This is a genomic window from Flagellimonas marinaquae, from assembly GCF_023716465.1.
GTDB lineage: Bacteria > Bacteroidota > Bacteroidia > Flavobacteriales > Flavobacteriaceae > Flagellimonas > Flagellimonas alginolytica.
The window spans coordinates 1440739-1463878 of record NZ_CP092415.1; the positions used below are offsets into that span (position 1 = coordinate 1440739).

General features: G+C 42.5%; 25 protein-coding genes. 20 read left to right on the forward strand and 5 right to left on the reverse strand.

What is annotated here, in order from left to right; genetic code table 11:
• Nucleotides 1-59: 59 nt before the first annotated feature.
• Nucleotides 60-482: an OsmC family protein gene (locus MJO53_RS06510; protein ID WP_224836054.1), complete on the reverse strand. Its 423-nt coding sequence runs from the start codon at nucleotides 480-482 to the stop codon at nucleotides 60-62.
• Nucleotides 483-537: 55 nt separating this feature from the next.
• Between MJO53_RS06510 and MJO53_RS06515 the strand changes: the two genes are divergently transcribed.
• The 5 genes from MJO53_RS06515 (at nucleotide 538) to MJO53_RS06535 (ending at nucleotide 3167) form a co-directional block, all read left to right on the forward strand.
• On the forward strand, nucleotides 538-1140 hold the full coding sequence (locus MJO53_RS06515) for a carboxymuconolactone decarboxylase family protein (protein ID WP_224836053.1): 603 nt from the start codon (nucleotides 538-540) through the stop codon (nucleotides 1138-1140).
• 90 nt (nucleotides 1141-1230) lie between these two features.
• Nucleotides 1231-1821, forward strand: coding sequence for a DinB family protein (locus MJO53_RS06520; RefSeq protein ID WP_252080931.1), 591 nt, complete (start codon nucleotides 1231-1233; stop codon nucleotides 1819-1821).
• A 66-nt stretch (nucleotides 1822-1887) separates the two neighbouring features.
• Complete coding sequence (locus MJO53_RS06525) at nucleotides 1888-2472, forward strand: Crp/Fnr family transcriptional regulator (protein WP_252080933.1); 585 nt, start codon at nucleotides 1888-1890, stop codon at nucleotides 2470-2472.
• A gap of 90 nt (nucleotides 2473-2562) precedes the next feature.
• Nucleotides 2563-2973 (forward strand): hypothetical protein, encoded by a 411-nt coding sequence (locus tag MJO53_RS06530; protein ID WP_252080935.1) that lies wholly within the window; start codon nucleotides 2563-2565, stop codon nucleotides 2971-2973.
• Entirely contained in the window at nucleotides 2970-3167 is a 198-nt protein-coding gene (locus tag MJO53_RS06535; RefSeq protein WP_207030963.1) for a helix-turn-helix transcriptional regulator, read from the forward strand. Before MJO53_RS06530 ends, MJO53_RS06535 begins: the two co-directional genes overlap by 4 nt.
• Here MJO53_RS06535 and rsmI read toward each other — a convergent pair.
• On the reverse strand, nucleotides 3164-3838 hold the full coding sequence (gene rsmI / locus MJO53_RS06540; protein ID WP_252080937.1) for a 16S rRNA (cytidine(1402)-2'-O)-methyltransferase: 675 nt from the start codon (nucleotides 3836-3838) through the stop codon (nucleotides 3164-3166). The genes MJO53_RS06535 and rsmI overlap by 4 nt on opposite strands.
• 47 nt (nucleotides 3839-3885) lie before the next feature.
• On the reverse strand, nucleotides 3886-4572 hold the full coding sequence (locus MJO53_RS06545; RefSeq protein ID WP_252080939.1) for a hypothetical protein: 687 nt from the start codon (nucleotides 4570-4572) through the stop codon (nucleotides 3886-3888).
• Nucleotides 4573-4727: 155 nt separating this feature from the next.
• Between MJO53_RS06545 and MJO53_RS06550 the strand changes: the two genes are divergently transcribed.
• From MJO53_RS06550 to MJO53_RS06585, 8 genes are all read left to right on the forward strand, one after another.
• Nucleotides 4728-5372, forward strand: coding sequence for a thymidine kinase (locus MJO53_RS06550; RefSeq protein WP_252080941.1), 645 nt, complete (start codon nucleotides 4728-4730; stop codon nucleotides 5370-5372).
• Nucleotides 5365-6474, forward strand: a complete 1110-nt coding sequence (alr, locus tag MJO53_RS06555; protein WP_252080943.1) for an alanine racemase — start codon at nucleotides 5365-5367, stop codon at nucleotides 6472-6474. The genes MJO53_RS06550 and alr overlap by 8 nt, the downstream gene beginning before the upstream one ends.
• Before the next feature lie 75 nt (nucleotides 6475-6549).
• Nucleotides 6550-6957, forward strand: a complete 408-nt coding sequence (mscL, locus tag MJO53_RS06560) for a large-conductance mechanosensitive channel protein MscL (protein WP_224836046.1) — start codon at nucleotides 6550-6552, stop codon at nucleotides 6955-6957.
• Between the two features lie 191 nt (nucleotides 6958-7148).
• On the forward strand, nucleotides 7149-8162 hold the full coding sequence (locus MJO53_RS06565; RefSeq protein ID WP_252080944.1) for an aspartate-semialdehyde dehydrogenase: 1014 nt from the start codon (nucleotides 7149-7151) through the stop codon (nucleotides 8160-8162).
• Nucleotides 8163-8239: 77 nt separating this feature from the next.
• Nucleotides 8240-10396 carry a prolyl oligopeptidase family serine peptidase gene (locus MJO53_RS06570; protein WP_252080945.1) on the forward strand — a complete coding sequence of 719 codons (2157 nt, stop codon included), beginning with the start codon at nucleotides 8240-8242 and terminating at the stop codon, nucleotides 10394-10396.
• 144 nt (nucleotides 10397-10540) lie between these two features.
• Complete coding sequence (locus MJO53_RS06575) at nucleotides 10541-11536, forward strand: sulfate/molybdate ABC transporter ATP-binding protein (RefSeq protein WP_224836043.1); 996 nt, start codon at nucleotides 10541-10543, stop codon at nucleotides 11534-11536.
• On the forward strand, nucleotides 11514-11921 hold the full coding sequence (arfB, locus tag MJO53_RS06580) for an alternative ribosome rescue aminoacyl-tRNA hydrolase ArfB (RefSeq protein WP_252080946.1): 408 nt from the start codon (nucleotides 11514-11516) through the stop codon (nucleotides 11919-11921). The genes MJO53_RS06575 and arfB overlap by 23 nt, the downstream gene beginning before the upstream one ends.
• 132 nt (nucleotides 11922-12053) lie before the next feature.
• Nucleotides 12054-14669, forward strand: coding sequence for a M14 family metallopeptidase (locus MJO53_RS06585; protein ID WP_252080947.1), 2616 nt, complete (start codon nucleotides 12054-12056; stop codon nucleotides 14667-14669).
• Between the two features lie 121 nt (nucleotides 14670-14790).
• On the opposite strand, the gene MJO53_RS06590 is transcribed toward MJO53_RS06585, so the two are convergent.
• A complete protein-coding gene (locus MJO53_RS06590; protein WP_252080948.1) occupies nucleotides 14791-15546 on the reverse strand; it encodes a sulfite exporter TauE/SafE family protein in 756 nt (251 codons plus the stop codon).
• A gap of 68 nt (nucleotides 15547-15614) precedes the next feature.
• Between MJO53_RS06590 and MJO53_RS06595 the strand changes: the two genes are divergently transcribed.
• Nucleotides 15615-17417, forward strand: coding sequence for a sodium:solute symporter family protein (locus tag MJO53_RS06595; protein WP_252080949.1), 1803 nt, complete (start codon nucleotides 15615-15617; stop codon nucleotides 17415-17417).
• Nucleotides 17418-17422: 5 nt separating this feature from the next.
• Here MJO53_RS06595 and MJO53_RS06600 read toward each other — a convergent pair whose 3' ends face one another.
• A complete protein-coding gene (locus tag MJO53_RS06600; RefSeq protein WP_252080950.1) occupies nucleotides 17423-18013 on the reverse strand; it encodes a riboflavin synthase in 591 nt (196 codons plus the stop codon).
• Between the two features lie 58 nt (nucleotides 18014-18071).
• On the opposite strand from MJO53_RS06600, the gene pdxA reads away from it, so the two are divergent.
• The 6 genes from pdxA to accC all read left to right on the forward strand — a co-directional run bounded on the left by pdxA (nucleotide 18072) and on the right by accC (nucleotide 23121).
• Nucleotides 18072-19124 (forward strand): 4-hydroxythreonine-4-phosphate dehydrogenase PdxA, encoded by a 1053-nt coding sequence (pdxA, locus tag MJO53_RS06605; RefSeq protein ID WP_252080951.1) that lies wholly within the window; start codon nucleotides 18072-18074, stop codon nucleotides 19122-19124.
• A gap of 110 nt (nucleotides 19125-19234) precedes the next feature.
• Nucleotides 19235-19768: a YceD family protein gene (locus tag MJO53_RS06610; RefSeq protein WP_252080952.1), complete on the forward strand. Its 534-nt coding sequence runs from the start codon at nucleotides 19235-19237 to the stop codon at nucleotides 19766-19768.
• 7 nt (nucleotides 19769-19775) lie between these two features.
• Complete coding sequence (rpmF, locus tag MJO53_RS06615; RefSeq protein WP_100816683.1) at nucleotides 19776-19976, forward strand: 50S ribosomal protein L32; 201 nt, start codon at nucleotides 19776-19778, stop codon at nucleotides 19974-19976.
• A gap of 176 nt (nucleotides 19977-20152) precedes the next feature.
• Nucleotides 20153-21148, forward strand: a complete 996-nt coding sequence (locus MJO53_RS06620) for a beta-ketoacyl-ACP synthase III (protein ID WP_252080953.1) — start codon at nucleotides 20153-20155, stop codon at nucleotides 21146-21148.
• A gap of 26 nt (nucleotides 21149-21174) precedes the next feature.
• Nucleotides 21175-21675 carry an acetyl-CoA carboxylase biotin carboxyl carrier protein gene (gene accB / locus MJO53_RS06625; protein WP_224836034.1) on the forward strand — a complete coding sequence of 167 codons (501 nt, stop codon included), beginning with the start codon at nucleotides 21175-21177 and terminating at the stop codon, nucleotides 21673-21675.
• An 87-nt stretch (nucleotides 21676-21762) separates the two neighbouring features.
• Nucleotides 21763-23121, forward strand: coding sequence for an acetyl-CoA carboxylase biotin carboxylase subunit (gene accC / locus MJO53_RS06630; RefSeq protein WP_224836033.1), 1359 nt, complete (start codon nucleotides 21763-21765; stop codon nucleotides 23119-23121).
• Nucleotides 23122-23140: the final 19 nt, after the last annotated feature.

The following is a 23140-nucleotide window of genomic DNA, read 5'->3' on the forward strand; positions in this document are numbered from 1 at the left end:
TTTGGTAAAAATCCCATTTCGCCAAAAAGGAACCAGGGGTTATCGTCCTTTTCTACATTTTAGCTATTGTGATATAAAATTTTGATGTCCAATTTTGCAAACTTCCTGAACATTTCCATTACACCACAGTATTTTTCCACTGATAGGTCTACCGCTTTTTTCAGCTTTTCCTCGTTAAGGTCAGAGCCGGTAAAATGATACTCTATTACAACGGAATCGTAATATTTTGGATGCTCATCGGTAAGGTTTGCAATGGTCTCTATCTTGAACTCCTTTACATCCAGTTTCATTTTTTTGATGAGGGATGCCACGTCCAGGCCCGAACAACCTGCCAGAGAAGATAGCATCAATGCCTTGGGGCGCAATCCTTCTCCAGATCCACCGCTTTCCGGTCCTGCATCTATTTTTATGGTCTCCCCGGATGGGTTATTGCTTTCAAAAGCCATTTCACCAAGCCATTTGGTGGTAATGTGATTTGTCATGAATATAAATTTTTGTTTCTTGTAGAAATCAAAAATACAACTTAAAATCTCATCGATGGCCTTAGTAAATCCTCTATCTCCCGATCATGACTTGGAAACCAAACAACTGGCGGAGTTCTTTAACGAAACACTTGGGTTTTGCCCGAATTCCGTTTTAACCATGCAGCACAGGCCCGCTATTTCCAAGGCGTTTATCAACCTTAACAAAGCGGTTATGGCCAACGAGGGAAAGGTAACCTCTGCCCTTAAACGAATGATTGCCTGGGTAAGCAGCAACGCGACCGGATGCAGATACTGCCAAGCCCACGCCATACGCGCTGCGGAACGTTATGGCGCCGAGCAAGACCAACTTGAAAATATCTGGGAATATAGAACCCATCCTGCTTTTTCGGAAGCGGAAAGAGCCGCTTTGGATTTTGCGCTAGCTGCTTCTCAGGTTCCGAACACCGTAAACGCCGATATAAAAGAAAGACTCCATAAATATTGGAACGATGGCGAGATCGTTGAAATGATGGGTGTAATCTCTCTCTTTGGGTACCTGAACCGTTGGAACGACTCCATGGGCACCAATATTGAGAATGGCGCCGTGGAAAGTGCTGAAAAATACTTAGGCGAAGTAGGCTGGGAAAAGGGCAAGCACGATGGCAGCAAATATTGATATGTATATGATTTCTTGATCTGCATCAACATTTATGTGCTTGATTACCTTAAAATTTGTGGTTTTAAATCAACAACAATTTTTAAGCGTATGGCCAAGTTATTCCTAACACCTGAAAACCAAATTCAACGATTGAACATTGTGCTCAACAATGTGGTGTCCCTACAAGAACTCGATACAGATATGCTAACAAACGTATCGGTTCCGGATACATGGAGCATTATTGAAGTATTGGCACACTTAAATATTGCCTACGGCCCTTACCGAAATCAGTTAGATGAAGCAATTTCCAATATGACCGATTCAAATGAAGAGCAAAAGCCCTTTAGAGCCAGACCTTGGCAAAAAATGATCATTGAAATGCTACGTCCCAAAGGAATCCGAAGAAAATGGAAAATGAAGACCATGAAACGATTTGAACCCTTGTTGGACAGGAAAAATATGGGGAAGGAAAAAGTGGAAGATATTTTTCGTGAATTTTTTGAGCTTCATGGTCACCTGAAGCATTCAATCCTAAAAAGTAGAAATAAAGATATATCCAAAATTAAAATCACTTCAGGGATAGGACCCATTGTAAAGTTCTATCTACCAGAAAGTTTTGAGTTTCTGTTGTGCCATTTGGAGAGGCATATGGTACAAATTGATGAAATTTTAAATCAACAGAAAGTCTTGACTCAGTAATTTATAGTGGGAAATTGCCCCAACTGTATTATTCCTATTTTTATGGAAACCAAGTGATTCTAAACAATGGAGGTCGAAGCATCCCTTATTTTGAAATCTTTCTTTTCAAATCTTGATTTATCGAAAGATGAAGAACAACATTTTACATCCCTTTGGACACTGAAATCATTTGATCAGTATGATATAATTACGGAAGCGGAAAGTATAGAGCGTAACTTTTATATTGTTCTGGAGGGTGTACAAGCAATCTATGTGCTAAATGAAAAAGGCGAAAAAGTGGTTTTGGGATTTTCCTACGCCGGAAGCCCTTCAGGAGTATTTGATTCCTTTGTAAGAGGAGAGCCCTCTAAAATTTTCTTGGAAGCTTTGAAACCATCTAAATTACTGGCTTTATGCAAACAGGACTATGATGAGATGTTCAAAAACCACCTCTCTTTTTATAAATGGGGACATCTTTTTTTCCAGGACGTGCTTTTTGGGCGATTGTCCAGAGAGGTGGAGCTTTTAACCCTTACGGCCGAGCAACGCTATGTTGCCTTTATGAAAAGATGCCCAGAAGAATTAAAGGTAATTCCACAAAAGTACCTGGCATCTTACCTCAACATGAAACCCGAGACTTTCAGCCGATTGAGGGCGGCCAATGTGTACTGATTTTTCTTTGCCCATTGAAATACCTCAATAAAGCTATAATATTTGTAAAAATGTAAAGTTTTATTTACTTTTAGACAAAAATACTAGCAAATGGATGTTCAAATACTACCAAACTGGGGCAAACGACTTGGCCTTTTTGTTTTCTTTATCTCCCTGTTTTTCGTAGCAGGGGATGGATTTTTAGATGGATTCAATGGTTCTCCAGACGGAACACATCATTATTTTGAAGATTTACTGGGAACAACACTTTTTTATTTTGTCAATGTTCTGCCAGTAATAGGTCTTTTGATCTACATGTTGTCCAAAGAAAAAGTTGAAGATGACTTTATAAGATTAATCAGATTACAATCCTATCAGACTACCGTAATTATCTTATTGATTATTGCCTTGGCCATTTATCTTTTCGACGTTTATTATGAAGTTAGTTTAGACATGGTTCTATCATTATTCATGATATTGTTTTTGATCATATTCTACTTTAAAAAACAGGCGCATTCATGAAGAATTTGGTAAAAGTGGAAAGAGCAAGATTGGATATGACCCAAGCCGAACTGGCCAAAGAATTGGGCGTTTCACGACAGACCATCCATGCCATAGAAAAGGATAAATTCAATCCTTCGGTTACCTTGGCATTAAAAATGGGCAGATTGTTCAATCTTCCCGTGGAGGAATTATTTATTATTGATGAGGATTAATCCTTACGTCCGCCGACCACAATCACAAATTCGCCTTTGGGCGTCTTATTGTTAAAGTGCTCCAGTACCTCCGTAACCGTTCCGCGAACGGTCTCTTCGTATAATTTGGTCAATTCCCGGGATACGGAAATGGGTCTGTCTTCTCCAAAATACTCGGCGAAATGGGTCAAGGTTTTAAGGAGCTTATGGGGCGATTCGTAAAAAACCATAGTTCGGGTTTCTTCGGCAAGTTCCAAAAGTCGTGTCTGACGGCCTTTTTTTACAGGCAAAAATCCCTCAAAAACAAATCGGTCATTGGGCAATCCACTGTTCACTAAAGCAGGAACAAAGGCAGTTGCTCCGGGCAAACACTCTACTGCAATACCGTTTTCCACACAAGCACGGGTCAATAAAAATCCTGGATCGGAAATAGCCGGGGTGCCTGCATCGGATATGAGAGCGTAAGTTGTCCCTTCTTTCATTTTTTGTACCAACACATCCACCTGTTTATGCTCGTTGTGCATATGATGGCTCTGCAACGAGGTGTTGATTTCAAAATGCTTGAGGAGTTTTCCGCTGGTCCGGGTATCTTCTGCCAAGACCACATCGACCTCTTTAAGCACTTTAATGGCACGAAAGGTCATATCTTCCAAATTTCCGATCGGTGTAGGAACCAGATATAATTTTCCCATACCCAAAGTTACGGCCTTGAGATTAAATTCAGCTTGAAAAAATCAATTTAAGCGAACCGTCTTTCGATAAGAGCCACAAATCGGGCTTCGTACTCTTCCTTACCTTTCCAATTATTGTACTCGGGCTTAACCATATTGTTGATAAAAGCTATCGATCGCTCCTGTGAATCTATGGTGGTGAGTTGGGATAGCACCCGGGTGTAATCCTCCATACTGTTGTTGAACAGATGCTTTACAAATGCCAGCTTATCGTTGAGCCCTACCTGAAAATCTTTTGCCAACCTATCGTTTACGGACTTTGCAGATGGTGCAGAAACTGGACTATCCTCTTGTGGTGCCAGATTTTCCTTGTCGTTCTTCATAAAGTTTGGCTTGGCCACAAACTCCGCGAACACACGTTCCAAATCCGCATTGGAAGGCATTTCGGAAACAATATCCTTAATGGTTTCCATGGATGGGGTGGTTATAATGTCCTCTTGGTGCGGATTGCTCTCGGGAACAGAGGTGTTTCCGCTCAAAACGGCGTTTGCCATTTTCTCGAATCTTGAGGCTATGACGTTCTGGGAAACATCGACTTCAACATCACTCAGTTTTTCATCGATAAACTTCAATACGGCCAATTTCTCATATATTTCTTTAGATCTATCATAAAGTGCCGCAAGATCGGTATCTTCCCTTGCCGTAATTATTTCGGTGGACAATTTGATCAACTCTTCCCTCAATTTCCGTATCATAGCTTTTATTCTTTACTATAAAAATAAAACGATTTTGCAAAAACCCTATCAACAAAAGGTTAAAATCTTATTGAAAACAAGGGTTCAATTTTTTAGTAGCTTTGTGCTCGTCCCATTATAACGGGAAAACAAACAATTTCTTTCAAAAATACGTTATGTTTCTCGAAAACACAGTAAACCATAAAGAACAATTTGGATGGATCGAGGTGATTTGCGGCTCCATGTTTTCGGGAAAAACAGAAGAGCTGATTCGACGTTTAAAACGGGCCCAGTTCGCCAAACAGAAAGTAGAGATCTTTAAACCGATCGTGGACACACGCTACCACGAAGAAAACGTTATTTCTCACGACTCCAACGAAATTAGATCTACTCCTGTGCCTGCAGCTGCCAATATTAGGCTTTTGGCAGACGATTGCGATGTGGTCGGAATCGATGAGGCGCAATTCTTCGATGAGGAAATTGTTACCGTTTGCAACGATTTGGCCAATAGAGGAGTCCGCGTTGTGGTCGCCGGATTGGATATGGACTTTAAAGGAAATCCCTTTGGCCCTATGCCCGCCTTAATGGCGACCGCCGAATATGTCACTAAAGTACACGCCGTTTGCACCCGAACGGGGAATTTGGCCAATTACAGTTTTAGAAAATCCTTAAACGACAACTTGGTGCTCTTGGGCGAAACCGAAGAATATGAACCCTTGAGCAGGGCTGCTTTCTACAAGGCCATGTTGCGCGAAAAAATAAAAGAAATGGATGTGGACACAGAAGAAGTAAGCGCCAAAAACAATAAATCGGATGAGTAAGGTAGGAGAAACCACCTTGGTTTTGGACCTGTTGGCACTAACGCACAACTACAACGTACTGCGATCCAAAATTGATCCAGACACAAAATTCTTAGGGGTCGTTAAAGCATTTGCCTATGGGAGCGACATGGTGGCCATTGCACAAAAATTAGAGGAACTAGGTGCCGATTATCTGGCCGTAGCCTACGTAAGTGAGGGAGTTTTACTTCGGGAATCGGGTATAAAACTACCTATTTTGGTTTTGCATCCATTGGCCTCAAATTTTGATGATTTGATCGCAAATCAATTGGAACCGAGCATCTATTCCATAAACATCCTGAACCAATTTCTGGACAGGGCAAAAGAAAAAAAACAAACGGATTATCCAATCCATATTAAATTCAATACCGGGCTGAACCGTTTAGGCTTTTCTGAAGCAGATGTTGATTCTATCGTAGAAAAGACCAAAGAGAACAGGTGCATAAAAATTAATTCTGTTTTTTCTCATTTGGTAGCCTCGGAAGATGTAAACGAACGAGTGTTCAGTTTAAAACAGATCAGCTCTTTCAAAAACATAAGCGATGCCATGACGGAAAAGTTGGGCTATGCCCCCATCCGCCATATGTTGAACACATCGGGAATCATCAATTATCCTGAAGCACAATTTGAGATGGTCCGTAGTGGAATTGGTCTTTATGGCTATGGCAATCAAGCAGAAGTGGATGCACAACTACAACCTGTGGCAACCTTAAAAACCATAATCTCTCAAATTCACGAAATTGGACTCGATCAATCCGTAGGCTATAATCGAGCATTTAAAGCAACCAGTGCGATTAAAAGTGCTACTTTGCCCATAGGGCATGCAGATGGTATTGGCCGTCAGTATGGAAAAGGCAAGGGATTTGTTACCATTAATGGGGAAAAGGCTCCTATAATCGGAAATGTGTGTATGGATATGATCATGGTAGATGTCACGAAAATTGACTGCCAAGAGGGAGATGAAGCCATAATTTTTGGTTCCGAAAAATCTGCTGAACAATTGGCCTCCATGGCCAACACGATTTCTTATGAAATTCTTACCGCTATTTCTCAAAGAGTAAAAAGAGAGGTCTTAAATCAATAATTTGTTTGTGTTTTTAACCAAATGGACGGCTTTTTTGCTTAATTTGTTTCTATATAACCAATACTTGACTATAAAATGGGATTTTTAAAAGAGTTTAAAGACTTTGCAATGAAAGGAAACCTGGTGGATATCGCCGTTGGTTTCGTTATGGGTGCTGCTTTTAAAGAAGTAGTGTCATCTTTTACCGGAGGAATTGTTTCTCCTTTGATCGGATTATTGTTCAACTCAGATTTCAACGATTTGAAATATGTGATCACTGAAGGCACACCAAATGATGCCGGAGAAATTGTAGGCGAAATTGCCGTATTGTACGGTTCGTTCTTAACCAATGTTATCGATTTTATTATCGTTGCATTTGTTATGTTCCTTATTGTAAAAGGCGTAAACAAAATGAAGAAAAAAGAGGAACCTGCGCCAGAAGCTCCGAAAGGACCGTCCCAAGAGGAACTCTTGGCCGAAATCCGCGATTTGTTGAAAAAATAAAAATCGTTGATGCTGAAAATAATTCAGCACTCCGCTACATCAAAATAACCTTTAAAAACCATCAATGTGTTTCGCTAATACATTGATGGTTGTTTTATTTATAACGTTTTGTTATTTTTTTATAAATGAAACTATATATGCTTGTTTAAACCGCTGACTGAATTACCTTTGCTACAAGAAATAGTTTTAAGATGAAAGTAGCAGTTGTTGGAGCCACCGGAATGGTAGGCGAAGTGATGTTGAAAGTATTGGAAGAGCGTAACTTCCCAATTTCAGAATTGTTGTTGGTTGCCTCGGAGCGTTCCGTTGGCAAAAAATTGACTTACAAAAACGAGGAGCATACCGTAATCGGCTTGGCAGATGCGGTAGCCGCTCGACCCGATATTGCCATTTTTTCGGCCGGTGGAGACACTTCGCTCGAATGGGCGCCCAAATTTGCAGAAGTCGGAACTACGGTTATCGATAACTCCTCAGCTTGGCGTATGGACCCCACCAAAAAATTGGTGGTACCAGAAATCAATGCCAGTGAATTGACCGCAGACGACAAAATCATAGCAAATCCCAACTGTTCCACCATTCAAATGGTGCTGGCTTTAGACCCTTTGCACAAAAAATACCAGATGAAACGTGTCGTAGTTTCCACCTATCAATCCGTTTCGGGAACAGGGGTCAAAGCTGTGGAACAAATGGAAAACGAAGCCGCGGGCATCGAAGGGGAAATGGCCTATCCCTACCCCATCAACCGAAACGCCTTGCCCCATTGCGACGTTTTCTTGGAAAACGGGTATACCAAAGAAGAGATGAAACTGGCTCGAGAGCCTCAAAAAATATTGGACGACCGCACCTTTTCCGTTACCGCGACTGCTGTACGTATTCCAACCGCTGGCGGGCACTCCGAATCCGTAAATGTAGAGTTTCACAACGACTTTGATTTGGCCGAAGTTCGAAAGCTCCTCAGTAAAACCCCCGGTATCGTAGTGCAGGACAATCCAGAAACAAACACTTACCCCATGCCTGTTTTTGCCAACGGGAAGGACGATGTTTTTGTTGGTAGAATTAGAAGGGACGAGACACAACCCAACACATTGAACATGTGGATCGTGGCGGACAACCTAAGAAAAGGGGCTGCAACCAATGCAGTGCAGATTGCGGAGTATTTGGTAAAGAACAATCTGGTTTCGAATACATCTGAACTAATTTCATAAATTTCGTTAAAGCATCGATTGCAGCCAATTGGTTTATGTCTTTTGTGGTATTTTTATCAGAATCAATCCGATAAAACATGAAAAACATTAGTCTGTTGGCTGCTTTGGTTTTGTTTGCAGCCTGCCAAGAAACTACAAAACAAAGAGAACCTATTACCGTGACCTACCCCACTACCAAAAAAGTTGATACCGTAGATAATTACTTCGGTACAGAAGTTCCCGACCCATATCGTTGGTTGGAGGATGATCGCAGCGAAGAAACCGAAGCATGGGTAAAACAGCAAAATGCCACGACTTTTGGTTATTTGGATAAAATTCCATTCCGCAAGGATCTTAAAAACCGACTGGAAAAACTTTGGAACTACGAAAAAGTAGGCTCCCCATTCAAAGAAGGAGATTATACCTATTACTACAAAAACAACGGTCTACAGAACCAATATGTGGTTTACCGTAAAAAAGACGATGGTAAAGAAGAGGTCTTTTTGGACCCTAACACTTTTTCCGAGGATGGTACTACATCTTTAATGGGCCTAAGTTTTACCAAAGACGGTTCCAAAGCCGCCTACCTTATTTCCGAAGGAGGGAGCGATTGGCGCAAGGGCATTGTGATCAATGCCGAATCCATGGAAATAGTTGAGGATACCTTGGTGGATATCAAGTTCAGTGGAATTTCGTGGAAAGGAAACGATGGTTTCTTTTACTCCAGCTACGACAAGCCCGAAGGAAGCGAGCTTTCAGCAAAAACGGACCAACACAAATTGTATTACCACAAATTGGGAACACCACAATCTGAAGATAAGATCATATTTGGTGGAACTGATGAGGAAAAACACCGTTACGTAGGCGGTTATGTTTCGGAAGATCAGAAGTATTTGTTCATTTCCGCTTCGGTATCAACATCGGGCAATAAATTGTTTCTGATGGACCTCTCCCAAGATAATCCTGAACTAGTGACTATTTTGGACGACACTGATTCCGATACTTATGTTATCGAAAACGAAGGGTCAAAACTCTATTTGGTAACCAACCGTGAGGCTCCCAACAAAAAGGTGGTCGTTGTAGATGCATCCAACCCTACTCCCGATAATTGGAAAGACCTTATCCCAGAAACAGAAAATGTTTTGACCGCAGGAACCGGAGGAGGATATTTCTTTACCGAATACATGGTAGACGCCATTTCCAAAGTACTCCAATACGATTATGACGGAAAATTAATCCGAGAAGTTGAGCTGCCAGGCGTAGGAAGCGCAGGTGGGTTTGGCGGCAAAAAGGAGGACAAGGAATTTTATTTCTCCTTTACCAATTACAATACACCTGGATCCACTTACAAATACAATGTGGAAACTGGGGAGTACGAGCAATATTGGAAGCCTCAGATTGATTTTGATCCGGACAACTACGAATCAAAACAAGTTTTCTACAACTCCAAGGACGGCACTAAAGTGCCTATGATCATTACCTATAAAAAAGGAACGGAACTTAACGGAAAAAACCCGACCATCCTATACGGCTATGGCGGTTTTAATGTGAGCCTTACACCCTCTTTCAGCATAGTAAATGCTGTTTGGATGGAGCAAGGCGGCGTGTATGCCGTTCCCAACCTAAGAGGAGGTGGGGAGTACGGCAAAAAATGGCACGATGCGGGCACCAAGCTTCAAAAACAGAATGTGTTCGATGACTTCATCGCCGCTGCCGAATATTTGATCGAAAACAAATACACCTCAAAAGAATATTTGGCCATCCGTGGAGGATCTAATGGTGGTCTTTTGGTGGGTGCAACCATGACCCAGCGACCCGATCTAATGCAAGTGGCTTTGCCTGCCGTAGGTGTAATGGACATGTTACGCTATCACACGTTTACTGCTGGTGCAGGATGGGCCTACGATTATGGAACTTCCGAGGATAACGAAGAAATGTTCAACTACATTAAAGGATATTCTCCCGTGCACAACGTAAAAGAAGGTACTGCCTACCCAGCTACTTTGGTCACTACAGGAGATCACGATGATCGCGTGGTTCCAGCGCACAGTTTTAAATTTGCTGCCGAATTACAGGAAAAACAAGCCGGAGACCAACCTACTTTGATCCGAATCGAGACCAATGCAGGACATGGAGCGGGCACCCCGGTAAGCAAGACCATTGAACAGTATGCCGACATCTTCGGGTTTACGCTGTTCAATATGGGATTTGATGAATTGCCCAACCAAGCAGTGCTCAAAGAGTTTAAAGATTGACATATTATAGGCTGTTCAGAAAGTAACTTAAAACGTCATTCTGAATTTATTTCAGAATCTTATACATTAAAAACAACATAATGTGAGAACCTGAAACAAGTTCAGGTTGACAAACATAGCTTCTGAACAGCTTTTTACACGTTTATGCTAAAAGTTCAAATAAATTCTTTCGGTTATAAAAACCGGGCCATTTTAAAGGATATTGCTTTTGACGTTGCTCCAGGGGAGCATGTGGCCTTAATGGGCGAAAGCGGCTCTGGAAAAAGCACCTTGCTGAAAATCATCTACGGGCTGCTCCATGTAGAAGAAGGCTCTGTTTTTTGGGGCGAAAAAGAAGCTCTTGGACCCAATTTTAATCTGGTTCCCGGAGAGCCATACATGAAATATTTGGCCCAAGATTTTGATTTGATGCCATTCATCTCCGTAGAAGAAAATATAGGTCAGTTCCTTTCTGTTTTTGAGCGGGAAACACACGAGGAAAGAATCAACGAATTGTTGGAGCTTATCGAAATGATGCCATATGCCAAGACCAAAGTAAAATTTCTCAGTGGAGGCCAACAGCAGCGTGTGGCACTTGCCCGGGTATTGGCGCAAGAACCAGAAGTCTTGCTTTTGGACGAACCTTTTGGCCATATCGATAACTTTAAGCGCAGTTCCCTTAGGAGAAATCTTTTTTTATACCTAAAAAAACAAGGCATTACCGTACTTACGGCAAGCCACGACCCCAGTGATGTACTTCCCTTCGCTGAGCGCACCCTTATCTTGGAAAACGGTACAATAATCGCCAATGAAAACACCAAAGACCTGTACAACAATCCACCCAATTATTACACAGCCTCTTTGTTCGGACAAGTGAACCAAGTGCCCATGAAGTTATTGAAATCTTATTCCGAAATCGATAAATCGGTGTTGGTCTATCCACACGAATTCAAATTTTCCGATTCTTCGGGCCTACAAGTGGAGGTAAGACAAAGTTTTTTTAGTGGCGGCCATTACCTGAATGAAGGAACAGCTATAGATGGAACCATCATTTTCTTCAACTCCGAGAAAAAACAGGAGGAAGGAACAACCATTTTTCTTAATGTATCTTTGAAGACCATTAACAAAAGGCTTCAGGTTGGACAAAAAACAAATTCATAGGGAACTTCAGTTCAAGGCCATGCGAAGCAGTGGTGCCGGTGGGCAACACGTAAACAAAGTTTCTTCGAAAGTGGAACTCACTTTTAATATTTCTACTTCGCAAGGACTATCCGATAGGGAAAAACAACGGATACTTCTTAAACTACAATCCCGACTTACCCAAGATAGCGCTTTAATTTTGCAATGCGACGAAGCTCGCAGTCAACACCGCAACAAAGACCTTGTAGTCAAACGTTTTTTCGACATTCTAAAAAATGCATTGATAATCCCTAAAAAGCGAAAAGCGACCAAACCCACCAAAACTTCTAAAGAAAAACGGTTAAAGTCCAAAAAGAAAACCGCAGAGAAAAAGATATCCCGTAAGCGTCCCGATTTGGGAAACTGATAATTTTTCAGTTATTAACTCACAGAATTACCAACCCTTCAAAAAAAACATCTGTGATAAATTGATATCATATCCATTTAATTTCCTCAATACAAATGCTTAAATTTCAAGCATATTAAACTAATTCATAAAATGATTTCTAAAACTAAAAGCTTAAAAACACTACTGTACTCCACCGTTTTGTTTTTGTTCTGTGCTGCATTTTCAATAGCCCAGAATGTTCCCAAACCAGAAGATGTATTTGGATTTAAATTAGGTGCCGATTATAAATTGGCTGATTATTCACAGATCGAAGATTACTTGATGAAGCTGGACAATGCTTCCAGCAGGGTAAAAATGCAAGAGATCGGTGAGACTGTTTTAGGTCGCAAAATGTATATTGTTTTTGTTTCCTCGGAAGAAAACTTGGCACAGTTGGATAAATGGAAGGATATCAGCACCAAATTGGCGCGCGTGCAAGTGGGCGAACAAGAAGCCGTAAAATTGTCCGAAGAAGGAAAAGCCATTGTTTGGGTGGATGGCGGTATCCACTCTACGGAACTGGCAGGTACACAAGTTACTCCGGAAATGGCATACACCTTGGCCACTTCCGAAACAGAGGAAATGAAAAAGATAAGGAATAATGTGATTACCATTATTATGCCCAATATGAACCCCGATGGTCTGGATATCGTCGCTGATTGGTACCGTAAAAACTTGGGGACACCTTACGAAACATCTCGCCCCCCGATTCTTTACCACTATTATATGGGGCACGACAATAACCGTGATTGGTTTATGAACAACCTACCGGAAACCTACAATGTTACCAAAATACTGTACAACGAGTGGTACCCGCAGATTGTTTTTAATCATCATCAGACTTCACCATCTTGGACCAAGATTTCCATTCCTCCCTATGCCGACCCAGTAAACCCAAGAATACATCCGGCAATTACATCAGGAGTAAGCGAAGTTGGTTCTGCCATGTCCAAACGTTTTTCTTTGGAAAATATGCCCGGAGCCATTGCCGATAACTTTTATACAATGTTCTGGAACGGTGGAGCACGTACCGTGCCCTATTACCATAATATGATCGGTATTTTGACCGAAACAGGGCATGCCTCCCCCACACCACGATATTACGACCCTGAGAAATTGCCCAAGACCGTAGCCGGAGGAACACCTACCGATGGCACCGACATTATGTACCCAGACCCATGGAAAGGTGGAGAGTCCCATTTTAGGGATGCTGTTGATTATATGTTGACCGCAACATGGGCTACTTTGGACCTTGCTGCCGACCGTAAGAGCAACTACCTGTACAACATCTACAAAATGGGTAAATCTTCTGTCGATAAAGGCAAAACAGAAGGTCTGTATGCTTACATTATCGGTAAAGAACAATGGGATTCCTTTGAGGCCGTAAATTTGGTAAATGTTTTGCTCAGAGGCGGAATCGAAGTCCAAAGAGCCACCAAGGATTTTACGGTGAACGGTGTAGAATACGAAAAAGGTTCTTACTTAATCTATACCGCACAGGCGTTTAGACCGTACTTGCTAGACCTCATGGAAAAGCAAAACTACCCCACCCGCTTTCAATATCCGGGCGGTCCTCCGGACACCCCTTATGATTTGGCAGGATGGACATTGCCCATGCAAATGGGAATTGAGGTCGCTAAAATAGAAAAGCCTTTTAAAGCACCTACCGAAAAAGTATCGGGCTTGGTTAACTATTACGAAGGTACCTTAAACCGAAATGGTTCCTTCGGATATGCACTTAACGTAAACACCAATGCCTCCGTAATCGCAACAAACAAAATACTAAAGGCAGGAGGTACGGCACACAAGAGCATGACCGAGTTCAAAGCGGGCAAGAAAACCTTTCCGGCAGGATCCTACATTGTTTCTGGAGATAAGGAATTGATGGAATCACTAGCAGATGAATTCGGATTGGAATTCACTGGACTGTCCGCAAAACCAGAAGTACAACTCAAAAAAATCCATTTGCCCAAAGTAGGTTTGTACAAGTCTTGGGTGGCCAATATGGATGAAGGTTGGACACGCTTTATCATGGACGAATATGAGTTTGATATGGATACCTTGCACGATGCCGACATAAAAACCAAGGATTTATCGCAGTATGATGCCATTATTATCCCATCGCAAAGAGCAAGCTCCATTTTGCACGGACACAATACAATGAGCATGCCCGAGAAATTCACGGGAGGAATTGGGCTTAAAGGAACATTGGCGTTGAGCAACTATGTTGAGGAAGGCGGAACCTTGATTGCTTTTGATGCCGCCAGTGATTTTGTGATAGAACAATTTGGTTTGCCATTGCGCGATGCCGTAAAAGGCGCCGACAACAACGATTTCTTTATTCCCGGCTCCTTGATCAAGGCCGGAGTGGATACTTCTCATCCGTTGGCCTTCGGTATGAAGGACACCGTTGCCGTTTCCTTTAACAGGAGCAGGGCCTTTACCATAAACAAACAGAGAAAAACGGGCGAAGGCGGAAAAGAGGACATTAAAGATGCCCCTGCCCCCGAAGTCGAAGTTATTGTTAACTATGCTGCAAAAGATCTGTTGATGAGCGGCTGGGCCATGGGCGAAGATCGCTATATAGCAAAAAAGCCGGCAATGGTAAAAGCCAAGTACGGAAAAGGTGCGGCCATCTTGTTTGCCTTCCGTCCGCAATTTAGGGCACAGCCACGCGGCACTTACAAATTGATTTTTAATGCGATTTATGAAGGTGCTTCAGAGTAGAAGAGCATCTTAATGTATAAAGGAAAACCGCATCAAATTGATGCGGTTTTTTTTCTTGTAAAGAATGTGAAACCTATCGTTCTGTATGGGTTTCAGATTGATGAAAATCCATGATATCCTCTCACTTAAACAAAATCGCCACGGCACCAATCGCGGTTACGATCAAAATAAAGCGTTTGTAATTTTTTTCGTTGATCTTCTTCACCAAAAAAACACCTAAGATCAAACCGCCTCCAATTGCCGGCAATAATCTCAAATTAATCAATAGGCTATCTGCCGAGATTGTTTTCCAAACAAAAACATGAAAAGGCAGTTTAAACAGGTTGGTAATAAAAAACAGCCATGCCGCCGTGCCCACAAATTCATTTTTTGGCAATCGCATGGCCAAAAAGAAAATATTGGTAAATGCTCCCGCCAAATTCCCAATCATGGTGCAAATCCCCGCCAAAACGCCCATGGAGCCGGAAAACAACCAATGGGTAGGGACCTTTTTGGACTTCCTGCGATCCCACCAGATCAGCATCCCCAAACTAATAAATATCACTACCACCATGCCCCATTTAAATTCGCGCTCTGGCAGATCTTTTCCAATAAATACCCCGGCCAAGATCCCCAAGATCATCCATGGAATAAATTTTATAATGTATTTCCATTGGGTATGCCGGTTGTAATAGACCACGGCAAAAACATCGCCCACGATCAACAAGGGAATAAAGAGCCCCGTAGATGCACGCGAACCGAAAGCCAATGCCATAAGGGTTACATTAAAAATGGACATCCCTTTAAGTCCGGCCTTGGAAACACCCATTAAAAAAGCCGCTGTAGCGGCCATGGCCCAAGCAGTAACAGATATATCGGAAAAAGCAGAGAGAAGCATGTAGCATTTTTAGAGGTACACAAAAGTAACCCAAAAAAGCTATCTTTAACTCCAGCCAAACCAAGCAAATGAAACTAGAACTTTTAGATTACATCATCATTTTTGGGTTTTTTGCCCTTGTTCTCTTTATTGGAATATACGTATCCAAAACATCTGGCAAAAACACGGCTGAGTACTTTTTATCGGGGCGCAGCATGCCTTGGTGGCTTTTAGGGTTCTCGATGGTGGCTACCACTTTCTCTACCGACACCCCCAACCTGGTAACGGATTTTGTACGGACGGACGGTGTATCCGGAAACTGGGGCTGGTGGGCCTTTTTACTTACCGGCCTGCTCACGGTTTTTGTATATGCCAAACTATGGAGAAAATCCAATGTCGCTACCGATATGGAGTTTTATGACCTTAGATATGGAGGAAAACCTGCTCATTTCTTAAGAGGGTTCCGGTCTTTATATCTTGGTGTGGTCTTTAATGTAATGGCCATGTCGGCCGTAACCTTGGCCGCTATCAAAATTGGGCAGGTAATGCTCGGTCTGGAACCTGTTGAAACCGTTCTTATCGGTGGCACCGTAACTGTGGTCTTTAGTGCCATTGGAGGGTTTAGAGGTGTGGTCTACACAGATTTCATTCTGTTTTTTGTTGCTATGGGCGGTGCCATTGGAGCCGCGGTATATTTGGTGAATATGCCAGAAGTTGGTGGGCTGGACAATATTTTGGCCAATACACAGGTACAGGAAAAAATGTCGATACTTCCCGATTTTTCGGATACCGATGCTTTGATAAGTTTATTGATCATACCCCTAGCGGTCCAATGGTGGAGTGCTTGGTACCCCGGCGGTGAACCTGGCGGAGGCGGTTATATTGCACAACGTATGCTGGCCGCAAAAAATGAAAACCATGCCATTGGAGCAACCTTTTTCTTCAACATTTTGCATTATGCCCTTAGACCCTGGCCATGGATATTGGTAGCATTGGCGTCTATTGTTGTATTTCCGGATTTGGAAAGTATCCGGCAAGCCTTTCCCGATGTGCCGGAAAACATCCTCAAAAATGATCTGGCCTACTCTGCCATGCTTACCATGCTGCCCACAGGACTATTGGGACTGGTATTGGCATCGTTGGGAGCGGCATATATGTCAACCATCTCCACCCACCTTAATTGGGGATCCTCTTATATTGTGAATGATTTTTACAAACAGCAGGTCAACAAAAAAGCTTCCGAAAAAGAGTTGGTTAATGTGGGACGGATTTCCACGGTCGTCCTGATGGTCCTGAGCAGTCTATTCGCTTTGGAACTTAGCAATGCGACCCAGCTATTCGATATAATCATTATGTTCGGGGCAGGTACTGGACTTATCTTTTTATTGAGATGGTTCTGGTGGCGAATAAATGCGTGGAGCGAAATAGTGGCAATGTTCTCATCCGGAATTATTTCAATAGTATTCTGGCAATATGAAGATGTCCTCTTTTTATCAGACGGGGCTCCTTTCCCCACATGGAGCAAATTTCCACTGGTTGTTCTTATTACCACTATTTTATGGTTAGCCACTACATTTTTGACCAAACCAGAAGAAAACAAAGTGCTCTACCGTTTCTACAAAACCACAAAACCTGGTGGCCCAGGATGGAAAAAGCTTCATGAAGAAGCTAAGGCCGAAGGCATTTCTTTGGATGATGAAAATGTGAAATGGAGCGTCCCATCCGGTGTTTTGGCCATGATCGTTGGTTGTATTTTGGTTTATGGTTGTCTTTTTGCTACCGGAAATTGGATCTACGGCAATTATCCTTTGGCCATGGGGCTCAGTATCTTGGTATTGGTAGCCACATTCATACTTTTGAGAATTTGGCGGGGAATGAAAAATGTATTCTAATCGACTTAGTCTCGCAGTTCCAATAACCTCGAAACATACTTTCCGACCACATCAAACTCCAAGTTTACGGTAGAACCTACTTTGTAGGCATGAAATCGGGTGTGTTCGTAAGTGTAGGGTATAATTGCGACACTAAAGCTGTTCTTCTGTGAGTTTACCACTGTTAAACTTACACCGTCCACGGTAATGGATCCTTTTTCTATGGTCACATTGTTTACATGGGGATTGTACTCAAAAGTGTAGATCCAGCTTCCGTCTTTTTGATCAATGGATTGGCAAACGGCCGTTTGATCTACGTGGCCCTGCACAATATGACCGTCCAATCGGGCGCCCAACACCATAGCTCGCTCTAAATTTACCTCATCGCCAACTTTTAACTCGCCCAAATTGGTTTTGCTCAAGGTTTCCTCGATTGCCGTTACGGTATAATTATCCCCGTCCAAGGACACTACGGTGAGGCAGACCCCATTGTGCGAAACGCTTTGGTCTATCTTCAACTCCGAGGTAATCTCGGCCCTAACGGTAATATGGAGATTTCCCCCATCTTTTTCTATCTTTTCAACCTTACCCAAAGTCTCAATGATCCCTGTGAACATGTGTATTATTAATTGACTAGTTTTGTAATGCAAAAGTAGCCATAACAGCGTTCATTTTATGAAGGAAAATCAAAAAATAAAGTTAGGGATCTCTATTGGGGACATTAATGGAATTGGGTGCGAAGTGGCACTAAAAACGTTTGAAGACCCTCGTATGTTGGACTTTTGTACGCCGGTATTCTTTGCGTCCAATAAAACTATTTCACAACAGATCAAAGATTTGGGCCTTAACATAAAATTCAATGGTGTTAGGGATGCCGATCAAGCACTGGAAGGCAAAATCAACATAGTAAATGTTTGGAAAGAGATGCCGAACATTGCCTATGGGGAGGCCACAAAGCAAGGGGGCGATTATGCCATACGCTCCCTACGAGCGGCCGTTGCTGCTTTGAAAGAGGATAAAATCGATGTGTTGGTAACGGCGCCCATCAACAAAAACAACATACAATCGGAGGACTTTAATTTCCCCGGCCATACGGACTTCCTTGCCCAAGAACTTAAAGGTGAAAGCTTAATGTTTATGGTAACCAACGAGTTGCGCGTTGGTTTGTTAACCGACCACATCGCCGTTAAAGATGTGGCCAAAACCATTACGCCTAAATTAATCCGTAACAAAATTGCCATTATGGAGAAATCCTTAAAAATGGATTTTGGGATTCGACGGCCCAAGATTGCAATGTTGGGAATCAATCCGCATTCCGGAGACAACGGGACCATAGGTGAAGAAGATGATAAAGTACTTAAGCCCACAATACAAGAACTTTTTAACAAAGGTACTTTGGTTTATGGCCCTTATTCCGCAGATAGCTTTTTTGGCTCCGATAACCATAAGGGGTTTGATGCCGTTTTGGCAGCCTATCACGACCAAGGTTTGATCCCTTTTAAGACGCTTTCCTTTGGAAAGGGAGTAAATTACACGGCCGGATTGGATAAGGTAAGGACTTCTCCCGACCATGGAACTGCCTATGAAATAGCAGGAAAAGGAATGGCCGACGAAAGCTCTTTTAAAGAGGCGGTATTTACTGGAATCCAAGTGTTTAAAAACAGGACCGAATACTTGGACTTGCACAAAAACCCGTTGCAAAAACAAAAAATGAAGCGTGGCAATTAAAAAGTTAGAAGCAATTTGGATATTTGTTGTTGTAAGAATTGCAGTTTTGTAAATTAGTAGTATCTTTGCACCCGCCTTTAAAGGCTGGTACACAAACCTTAAGTGTAGAAATGATGAAGCTGAAAGAGTATATGATCCCTTTTTCAGGTCTGAAGCTGGGAGAACATAAATTTGTGTACGAAATCGATGATGCGTTCTTTGAATCTTTTGACTACCAAGAATTTAACGGAGCTTCCGTTCATGTAGATGCCATTTTGGAAAAAATGAGCACCATGATGGAACTACGGATAAAAGCCAAGGGAACTGTAAATGTGGATTGCGATCTAACTGGCGAACCTTTCGACCAACCTATCGACTCCGATTTAAAGCTCGTCGTCAAATTTGGCGAAGAGTACAACGATGAAGATGATGAAATCTTGATCATTCCCCATGGCGAACACCAGTTCAACATTGCACAGTATATTTATGAGATGCTGGTACTGGCCGTCCCACAAAAAAGGGTTCATCCCGGTGTGGAAGACGGTTCGCTCCAATCGGATATCTTGGACAAGCTGGAAGAGCTTCAGCCAAAAGAGAAAACCACATCATCAGAAAAAACAGATCCCAGATGGGACGATTTAAAAAAGTTACTAACGGATAAATAGGTTAATAATGGCACATCCTAAGAGAAAAATATCGAAAACCAGAAGGGATAAAAGAAGAACCCACTACAAAGCAGTTGCGCCAACAATTGCCAAAGACTCAACAACAGGTGAAATGCACTTGTTCCACAGAGCTCACTGGCACGAAGGTAAATTGTACTACCGAGGCCAAGTGTTAATAGACAAAACTGAAGAGGAAACTGCGGCCTAACCGCAACTCCCTTAAAATAAAGCAACTCCCGTTGAATAATTAACGGGAGTTTTTTTATGCGCCCATATTAACACCCCCAAAATCGGTTAATTTTACCCGTAAAGTCATATAAAATGACTAATTTTCACCGCTTTTGGGTCAAATTTCAATGTTTTTGACAATAAAGAGAGGCTAAAATGAAGAAAACAACGGCAGCGATAACAGCTGTAGGAGGATACCTTCCAGATTTTGTTCTTTCCAATAAAGTATTGGAAACCATGGTGGATACCAACGACGAGTGGATCACCACCAGAACGGGAATAAAGGAAAGACGAATCCTAAAAGAAGAGAACGCGGGCACATCTTTTATGGCTATAAAGGCCGCAGAAGATTTGCTTAAAAAACGAGGTGTCGATGCTTCCGAAATAGATATGGTCCTGGTTGCCACAGCAACTCCGGATATGCCAGTAGCAGCTACTGCCGCTTTTGTAGCTTCGGAAATCGGTGCGACAAACGCATTCGCTTATGATCTGCAAGCTGCCTGTTCCAGTTTTTTATATGGCATGTCCACCGCGGCCAGTTATATAGAGTCTGGCAGGTATAAAAAAGTATTGCTGATCGGGGCCGATAAAATGTCGTCCATAATAGACTATACCGATAGAACCACCTGTATAATTTTTGGTGATGGTGCCGGAGCGGTTCTCTTTGAACCGAACGATGAAGGTTTGGGACTACAGGACGAATATTTGCGATCCGATGGCATAGGGCGTCAGTTTTTAAAGATAGATGCAGGAGGTTCCATTATGCCCGCTTCGGAAGAAACCGTTAAAAACAAACAGCATTACGTTTTTCAGGATGGCAAATCCGTTTTTAAGTTTGCCGTTTCCAATATGGCCGATGTTTCCGCATTGATCATGGAGCGTAACAACCTGAGCAAGGATGATGTACAATGGTTGGCACCTCACCAGGCCAATAAACGGATTATCGACGCCACGGCCAACCGAATGGGCCTGGAGCCTGAAAAGGTTCTCATAAACATAGAACGTTACGGAAATACAACATCCGCTACATTACCTTTGTTGCTTTACGATTTCGAAAAGCAATTAAAAAAGGGAGACAATATTATTTTCGCCGCTTTTGGTGGAGGTTTTACATGGGGTTCCATTTATCTTAAATGGGCCTATAACTCTTAATCACACAACTAACTAAATTATAATCCATGGACATTAAGGAAATTCAAAGTTTGATCAAGTTTGTGGCCAAATCGGGTGCCAGCGAGGTAAAGTTGGAAATGGAGGACATTAAGATCACCATTCGAACAGGAAGCAACGACTCCAGTACACCAGAAACCACAATCGTACAACAGATTCCCGTAGCCCAAGCGCCTACAGCAGCTGCGCCAGTCGCAACACAGGCCGCACCGCAGGAAGCAGCGGCACCATCACCATCAGCTCCAGGTAAAGCCGATGATGACTCAAAATACATTACCATTAAATCCCCCATCATAGGAACATTCTACAGGAAGCCATCTCCGGACAAACCACCGTTCGTTGAAGTTGGCAGCACTATAAACCAAGGCGATGTTCTTTGTGTGATAGAGGCGATGAAACTTTTTAACGATATCGAATCAGAAGTTTCCGGTAAGATAGTTAAGATATTGGTTGACGATTCCTCTCCTGTTGAGTTTGACCAACCATTGTTCTTGGTAGACCCATCGTAGTAAATTTTAGATGATATAGCTTGAGCAACGCCAATGTTGCTCGGGACCATTTAAAATTTTATCATTCAAAATTTAAGATTGTGCTCTATGTTTAAAAAAGTATTGATTGCGAATAGGGGTGAAATTGCCTTGAGGATCATTAGAACCTGCAAGGAAATGGGTATTAAAACAGTTGCCGTTTACTCCAAGGCCGATGAAGAGAGTCTTCATGTGCGCTTTGCAGACGAAGCTGTTTGTATTGGCCCAGCACCCAGTAGCGAATCTTACCTCAAGATTCCAAATATTATAGCGGCCGCGGAAATAACCAACGCCGATGCCATACATCCAGGATACGGTTTTCTATCCGAAAACTCTAAATTCTCCAAGATCTGTGCAGAGCACGATATTAAGTTTATCGGTGCCTCTGGCGAGCAAATAGACAAAATGGGAGATAAGGCGACCGCTAAAGAAACCATGAAAAAAGCCGGTGTTCCCACCGTGCCAGGTTCCGAAGGCTTGCTCAAAGATGTAGATCATGCCAAAAAGGAGGCCAAGAAAATGGGGTATCCTGTGATGATCAAAGCTACAGCCGGTGGTGGTGGTAAAGGTATGCGCGCCATTTGGTCCGAAGACGAGATGGAGAAAAACTTTAACAGCGCCGTTACAGAAGCAACTGCTGCCTTTGGCAACGGTGGCATGTATATGGAAAAGTTGATAGAGGAGCCTCGCCATATCGAAATTCAAGTAGTGGGGGATCAGTATGGAAAAGCCTGCCATTTATCGGAAAGGGACTGTTCCGTACAACGTAGGCATCAAAAACTTACCGAAGAGACCCCTTCTCCGTTTATGACGGACAAGCTGCGAGAAGATATGGGAAAGGCCGCTGTAAAGGCCGCGGAGTTTATTAAATACGAAGGAGCAGGCACCATAGAGTTTTTAGTGGACAAGCACCGAAACTTCTACTTTATGGAAATGAACACCCGTATTCAGGTAGAACATCCTATAACCGAACAAGTCGTGGACTACGATTTGATCCGCGAGCAAATATTGGTCGCTGGCGGTGTACCTATCTCGGGCAAAAACTACTATCCCAAGTTACACTCCATAGAGTGCCGGATCAATGCCGAAGACCCTTATAACGACTTTAGACCATCTCCGGGAAAAATCACTACCCTGCACACGCCAGGTGGTCACGGAGTTCGTCTGGATACCCACGTGTACAGTGGTTATATGATTCCTCCGAATTATGATTCCATGATCGCCAAGTTGATTACCACTGCCCAAACTCGAGAGGAGGCCATCAACAAAATGAGAAGGGCCTTGGACGAATTTGTAATCGAAGGGATAAAAACTACGATTCCATTCCATCGTCAGTTGATGGACCATCCAGATTATTTGGCCGGTAATTATACCACCAAGTTTATGGAAGATTTTAAAATGGATCCAAAATATAAACAAGAACATTAAGCTAAGCCCCGATCAATTC

Bases quoted from the DNA above. Each gene is read 5' to 3' on its own strand.
- MJO53_RS06545 (WP_252080939.1), bottom strand. From the start codon at position 4,572: ATGATACGGAAATTGAGGGAAGAGTTGATCAAATTGTCCACCGAAATA.
- MJO53_RS06570 (WP_252080945.1), top strand. From the start codon at position 8,240: ATGAAAAACATTAGTCTGTTGGCTGCTTTGGTTTTGTTTGCAGCCTGC.
- MJO53_RS06575 (WP_224836043.1), top strand. From the start codon at position 10,541: ATGCTAAAAGTTCAAATAAATTCTTTCGGTTATAAAAACCGGGCCATT.
- MJO53_RS06610 (WP_252080952.1), top strand. From the start codon at position 19,235: ATGATGAAGCTGAAAGAGTATATGATCCCTTTTTCAGGTCTGAAGCTG.
- MJO53_RS06520 (WP_252080931.1), top strand. From the start codon at position 1,231: ATGGCCAAGTTATTCCTAACACCTGAAAACCAAATTCAACGATTGAAC.
- mscL (WP_224836046.1), top strand. From the start codon at position 6,550: ATGGGATTTTTAAAAGAGTTTAAAGACTTTGCAATGAAAGGAAACCTG.
- rsmI (WP_252080937.1), bottom strand. From the start codon at position 3,838: ATGGGAAAATTATATCTGGTTCCTACACCGATCGGAAATTTGGAAGAT.
- MJO53_RS06600 (WP_252080950.1), bottom strand. From the start codon at position 18,013: ATGTTCACAGGGATCATTGAGACTTTGGGTAAGGTTGAAAAGATAGAA.
- MJO53_RS06525 (WP_252080933.1), top strand. From the start codon at position 1,888: ATGGAGGTCGAAGCATCCCTTATTTTGAAATCTTTCTTTTCAAATCTT.
- MJO53_RS06585 (WP_252080947.1), top strand. From the start codon at position 12,054: ATGATTTCTAAAACTAAAAGCTTAAAAACACTACTGTACTCCACCGTT.
- MJO53_RS06565 (WP_252080944.1), top strand. From the start codon at position 7,149: ATGAAAGTAGCAGTTGTTGGAGCCACCGGAATGGTAGGCGAAGTGATG.
- MJO53_RS06515 (WP_224836053.1), top strand. From the start codon at position 538: ATGGCCTTAGTAAATCCTCTATCTCCCGATCATGACTTGGAAACCAAA.
- accB (WP_224836034.1), top strand. From the start codon at position 21,175: ATGGACATTAAGGAAATTCAAAGTTTGATCAAGTTTGTGGCCAAATCG.
- MJO53_RS06620 (WP_252080953.1), top strand. From the start codon at position 20,153: ATGAAGAAAACAACGGCAGCGATAACAGCTGTAGGAGGATACCTTCCA.
- MJO53_RS06535 (WP_207030963.1), top strand. From the start codon at position 2,970: ATGAAGAATTTGGTAAAAGTGGAAAGAGCAAGATTGGATATGACCCAA.
- MJO53_RS06595 (WP_252080949.1), top strand. From the start codon at position 15,615: ATGAAACTAGAACTTTTAGATTACATCATCATTTTTGGGTTTTTTGCC.
- MJO53_RS06590 (WP_252080948.1), bottom strand. From the start codon at position 15,546: ATGCTTCTCTCTGCTTTTTCCGATATATCTGTTACTGCTTGGGCCATG.
- MJO53_RS06530 (WP_252080935.1), top strand. From the start codon at position 2,563: ATGGATGTTCAAATACTACCAAACTGGGGCAAACGACTTGGCCTTTTT.
- accC (WP_224836033.1), top strand. From the start codon at position 21,763: ATGTTTAAAAAAGTATTGATTGCGAATAGGGGTGAAATTGCCTTGAGG.
- alr (WP_252080943.1), top strand. From the start codon at position 5,365: ATGAGTAAGGTAGGAGAAACCACCTTGGTTTTGGACCTGTTGGCACTA.
- MJO53_RS06550 (WP_252080941.1), top strand. From the start codon at position 4,728: ATGTTTCTCGAAAACACAGTAAACCATAAAGAACAATTTGGATGGATC.
- MJO53_RS06510 (WP_224836054.1), bottom strand. From the start codon at position 482: ATGACAAATCACATTACCACCAAATGGCTTGGTGAAATGGCTTTTGAA.
- rpmF (WP_100816683.1), top strand. From the start codon at position 19,776: ATGGCACATCCTAAGAGAAAAATATCGAAAACCAGAAGGGATAAAAGA.
- pdxA (WP_252080951.1), top strand. From the start codon at position 18,072: ATGAAGGAAAATCAAAAAATAAAGTTAGGGATCTCTATTGGGGACATT.